The 5,186-nt window shown below is 60.7% G+C and carries 5 protein-coding genes; 3 read left to right on the forward strand and 2 right to left on the reverse strand.

Annotation, left to right across the window (positions count from 1 at the left end):
• The first annotated feature begins 94 nt into the window (after positions 1-94).
• Both AC1RMD_RS31040 and AC1RMD_RS31045 read left to right on the forward strand, forming a co-directional pair.
• Entirely contained in the window at positions 95-1,504 is a 1,410-nt protein-coding gene (locus tag AC1RMD_RS31040; protein ID WP_492932696.1) for a DUF2868 domain-containing protein, read from the forward strand.
• On the forward strand, positions 1,497-2,972 hold the full coding sequence (locus AC1RMD_RS31045; RefSeq protein WP_492932698.1) for a DUF3482 domain-containing protein: 1,476 nt from the start codon (positions 1,497-1,499) through the stop codon (positions 2,970-2,972). The genes AC1RMD_RS31040 and AC1RMD_RS31045 overlap by 8 nt, the downstream gene beginning before the upstream one ends.
• Here the strand turns inward: AC1RMD_RS31045 and AC1RMD_RS31050 are convergent.
• Complete coding sequence (locus AC1RMD_RS31050) at positions 2,960-3,493, reverse strand: outer membrane beta-barrel protein (protein WP_492932700.1); 534 nt, start codon at positions 3,491-3,493, stop codon at positions 2,960-2,962. The two genes, AC1RMD_RS31045 and AC1RMD_RS31050, sit on opposite strands and share 13 nt — an antisense overlap.
• Before the next feature lie 88 nt (positions 3,494-3,581).
• On the reverse strand, positions 3,582-4,478 hold the full coding sequence (locus tag AC1RMD_RS31055) for an AraC family transcriptional regulator (protein WP_492932702.1): 897 nt from the start codon (positions 4,476-4,478) through the stop codon (positions 3,582-3,584).
• A 189-nt stretch (positions 4,479-4,667) separates the two neighbouring features.
• Between AC1RMD_RS31055 and AC1RMD_RS31060 the strand changes: the two genes are divergently transcribed.
• Entirely contained in the window at positions 4,668-4,952 is a 285-nt protein-coding gene (locus AC1RMD_RS31060; protein WP_492932704.1) for an SDR family NAD(P)-dependent oxidoreductase, read from the forward strand.
• Positions 4,953-5,186: the final 234 nt, after the last annotated feature.

Below are 5,186 nucleotides of genomic sequence, written 5' to 3' on the forward strand. Positions count from 1 at the left end.
GTGAAAGTAGGTTATCGTCAGGCTAGTTATATTAAAAAAGCCCCTTCCAATGATTTGGTCGGGGCTTTTTTTCGTTCGGAGATATACTCTCGACATGAACGAACACACTGCAAGAGACGTCGTACTGGTGCGCGCCATCGAGACTGCCGACCAGGATAAAGAAATTCTCAGCGACGACGATCGCATGTACGCCAGCCGCAGTGCGCGCGAACTCGCGCAATGGCAAGCCGTCGGCAAGCAGGCCGAGGTCACGGCCGATGATTTTTTGCAGCAGCGCTCAGAACTCATCCTCAAACGCATCGCTGAGCGCACCCCCGCGTTTGCCGCCTTCGCCAAACAGCGCCAGCACTGGAAGGCGTTCTCACTTGCCCTGCCCACTATCGCATTGCTGCTCGGCGCCGGGCTCGACCGCATCACCGATCCGCATCGCGTCGATTTGCTGTCGGCGCCGTTGTTGTTGATCGTCGCGTGGAATCTGCTGGTGTATCTGTGCATGCTCGCTTGGTTGTTGATGCCTGCACGCCGGCCAACCTGGCCGATCATGCGGCTGACACGCAAGCATGGATTGCCGCGCAAATTGCCGGGCGTGCTGTCAGCGGCCCTGTTGAGTTTTTCCGCCGAATGGACGCAACTGAGCGCCAGGCTCACCGCCGCGCGCCTGAACCGCACCATTCACCTGAGTGCTGCGATGTTTGCGATCGGCGCACTCGCCTCCTTGTATGCGCGCGGCCTCTGGTCGCAATATGCGGCCGGCTGGGAAAGTACCTTCCTCGACGCCGGCCAGGTGCACGCGCTGCTGTCCATATTATTCGCGCCGGCGGTCGCCATATTTCATCTCCAGGATTTTTCGTTCGCCGAGGTTGCGGCGCTGCGCTTCCCGCAAACCACTGCGGTAGAAGGCGGCGCGCGTTGGGTGCATTTGTACGCTGCCACCATGCTGTTGCTGGTGGTGTTGCCGCGCCTGCTGTTGGCCGCGCTCGACAACTGGCGTGCCGCGCGATGGGTGCAGCGTTTTCCGCTGGATCTGGAGCAGCCATATTTCCGCAAACTCGGCGGAGGTTTCGGCATCGCTGCTGCCGGCACGCTGCGTGTGCTGCCCTACAGTTTTACCGTTGATGAAGCACGCCACAAAAGCCTGGCGCAAATCGCCGCCACGCTGTTCGGCGAGCAAGGCCGCCTGATGCTGCGGCCTCCCATTGCGTACGGTGCGGAACCGCAATTGATCTTGCGGGATGTGGACCTGAGCGTGGACACCACGGCGGCGTTGTTCAATTTGTCGGCCACGCCGGAAAAAGAAAACCACGGCGCGCTGCTCGATTATCTGGTGGCCTCATCACCGCGCGAGGTCATCGCCTTGCTGGACGAATCCGCCTATCTCGACCGCATGGGCGAGCAGGCCGATGCCCGCGCCCGTCTGGCCGAACGCACCGCGCTGTGGCAGCAATTTTGCGCCTTCCATCAAGTCAAGACCGAGGTCGTCAACCTGCTGAAGCCCCATGCATAAACACCCGCCCATTCAGCTCGCGCTGATCTCGCACACCAACAACGGCAAGACCACGCTGGCGCGCACGCTGATCGGCATGGATGTCGGCGAAGTGCGCGATGCCGCGCATGTGACGGTCTTTGCCGAATCGCACACGCTGCTCGAGACGCCGCAGGGCGATAGCTTGCAGTTGTGGGATACGCCGGGCTTCGGCGACTCGGTGCGCCTGTTGAAGCGGCTGGGGCAATCGGGCAATCCGATCGGCTGGTTTCTGCGCGAAGTCATCGATCGCCATCGCGACCGGCCGTTCTGGCTGAGCCAGCAAGCGCTGCGCGCCGCCAAGGATGCGGCTGATGTCGTGCTCTATCTGGTGAATTCCGCCGAGCCGCCCGAAGATGCGGGTTACCTGCCTGCGGAAATGCAGATCCTGGCATGGCTGGGCAAGTCGGTGCTGGTGCTGCTCAATCAGATGGGGCCGCCGCGCCCGGCGGCGCTGGAGCAGGCGGAGCAGGCCCGGTGGCGCGATTATCTACGCCAGTATCCGACGGTGCGCGAGGTGTTGGCGCTTGATGCGTTCGCGCGCTGCTGGGTTCACGAGAAGGTTTTCTACGAGGCGGTAGGCAAGCAGCTCGATGAGCCGATGCAGGCGCCGTATGCGCGCCTGCTCGCTGTCTGGGAGGCAAACAATACAAGGCGCTATGACCAGGCGATGCAGTCGCTGGCCAGGCAGCTGGTGCTGGCCGCACAGGATAGCGAGGCGATCGAAGCCGAGGCCCGAAGCGTGCTCAAGTCCGCGCTGAAAGTGATAGGCGTCGGGAAAAATGAAGAGCAACAACGCCAGGACCGTGCAATGGCTGCCCTCGTCACGCGGCTGAACCTGGCGACTGCGGAGATGACGCGCGAGTTGCTGATCCTGCATAAGCTTGATCCCGCCGAAGCAATCAAGATCGACGCCAGGGTGCGCGACAATTTTACGGTGCGCGCGCCGGTCGACCGGGCACAGGCAGGCTTGCTGGGCGCGATGATTTCCGGCGCCGCGACCGGCTTGTCGGCCGACCTGCTGTCCGGTGGCCTGAGTCTTGGTGGCGGTGCGCTGCTCGGTGGCGTGGTGGGCGCATTGACCTTTGCCGGCGCGGCTTGGGGATTCAACTCCAGCACCGATCGCAAGCAGCCGACCATGCAATTTACCGAAGCCTTCTTACGCACGCTGGTGGTGGCCGGTGTGTTGCGCTACCTGGCGGTGGCGCATTTCGGCCGTGGCCGGGGCGATTTTATCGAAGGAGAGTCGCCGGCGTTTTGGCAGAGCGAGGTGGAACAGACAGTCGCACAACACGATGCGGAACTACTGATGTTGTGGCGGAGTGTGCGGGTCGATAATGCGGCCGTACCAGCCATCAGGCTGATCCAGCCGCTTGTTCAGCGCGTCGCATCAGCCACGCTGGCGCGGCTGTATCCAGACATGCAGCGCCAAGCGTTTCAGAACTGGTAACGGGCGCCGATCGAATAGATCGAAACTTCGCTCTTGCCCAGGTAGGTGCCTTCCAGGCTCAGCGAGAAGTTGCGGTTGAATGCGTAGCGTACGCCGAGGCCTACCACTGCGTCGGTGTCGGTGCGGTCGCTCAACGTGCTGCGGTTCGCTTTCATGGTTGTGCGGCCCACGCCGGCGCGGCCCAACAGACTGAAGCTTTCGTTCAGAGGCACGGTGCCGATGACGGCAATGCCGGAATGCTGGTCCGGGTAGTGGCCAGGTGCAGACAACGCCGCCACGATGGGGGTGAAGCTCAGGCTGCGAGTATAGACTTCGAAGCCCAGGTTTGGCGTGTATTGGTAGCCCAGTCCGGCGCCGAAGGAAACGTCGTCGCCGTTGACGGCGTGCTTGGAGGAGACCGAAGTGCGGCCGCCGACGATTTCGGCATAAACGCCCGGTTCGAATCCGGGGCCGGCGAATGACGGCGCAGCCGCCGACAGCAGTGTCGCGAGCGCCGCCGCAGTGATAATGATTTGTCGCATATTGCTCCTAATAATAAGTGGTACTACCGGGGCGGAGTTGACTAATTTTTAATTCCACCCGTTACCGAATAGTAACCGCAACTTATTTTTAAAGCAATCTTGCGGGCTCCGCTGGCTGCACGGCCAGCAGGCGGCGCATGGCGCTGGCTTCTTCGCCGGGACTGCGGCCGAAGAAGCGCTTGAATTCCCTGCTGAATTGCGAGGGGCTTTCATAGCCGACCTGAGCCGAGGCGGCTTGCGCGGTCATGTCGCTGCGCGCCATTAACAGCCGCGCCTGGTGCAGGCGGGCAGACTTCAGGTATTGAATTGGCGAGCAGTGGGTGACCGACTTGAAATGCACATGGAAGGCCGGCACGCTCATGTTCGCTTCAGCGGCCAGCATGCCGACGTCGATGTCGGCCGAGTAATCGGCATGGATGCGGCGCAGCGCCTTTGCGATCCGGCCGAACTGGCCCTGGTTGGTCAGCGCCGCGCGCATGGCGGCGCCCTGTTCACCCATCAGCACGCGGTAGCAAATTTCACGCACGATCGCCGGGCCAAGCACGCGCGCTTCCAGCGGCGAGCTCAAGGCTTCGAGCAGACGCAGCACGGTTTCACTCAGGCGTTCATCCATGCGGGTAGTCATCATGCCCTTGGGCATGGCCGGCACTTCGTTGTCGGTCTGATCGATGGCGAACATCAGGTCCGCGAGGGTGGTGCGGTCGACCCGGATCGACAGGCCCAGGAACGGTTCCTCCGGCGTAGCGTCGGTGGTGCTGGTGAAGGGCATGGGCACGGCCACCACCAGGTAGTGCTCGGCGTCGAACTGCAGCACGTCGCCACCGAAGTAGGCGCGCTTGCGGCCCTGGAGCACGATCGCTATGCAGGGATCCGACATGGCCGGGGTTTTGGTCGAGCTGCAATTCGAGCGGGTCAGGCGGACATCGTCGAGCGCCGACAAGGTGTAACCCTCGTTGCGCGCCAACTGTTGATGCAGTGCGATCATGCGTTCCACGTCCGGGTCCTCTCAAATGCTGTAATGAAGAGGAATGATCCACGATTCCAGGTTTCATCGCCACCATGCACACACCGATCTATAGGATTAGGCAATAAGTGCATAGTCGTGTGCATTCGCAGCATGGGTCTGATTCCGTAAGATGCAGTCTGGTGTTACTGCCATCGAAAGGACCGCGTCATGACTGCTACTGTACAAACAATTCGTAAGGTTATCCTGATTGCCGGCGCCAGCCGGGGCTGCGGTCCGGCGACAGCCCGCCACTTGGCGGGCGAAGGACATCATCTGGTCTTGGGCGCGCGACGCTCCAGCAAGCTGCACGCGCTGGTCACGGAGATACGCAGAGCTGGCGGCTCAGCCGAATGGTATGCGCTGGATGTATCGCAGCCGGAAGAGATGCGCGAATTCCTGGCATTTGCCGAGGATGTACATAAGCGCATTGATATTGTCATTAATAATGTTTGACAGAATTATTACACCTTTGCTATAGTTCGCCCCCTTGCAGAACGACGCATGTAAATGCTGAGTTAAGTAAGGAAAATAAGAGCTTGACGAGATAGACGAAACGCTTCATACTCTTGCCTCTTCGCTGATGAACACAACGCTTCTTCAGCAAGCAGTACCGAATAAGTTCTTTAAAAATTTACAGTCGATAAGTGTGGACGTTTGATGAAAGTGCGCAGCAGGCTAGTCCTGCTG

It is taken from the genome of Duganella sp. GW822-FHT06D06 (assembly GCF_058799615.1).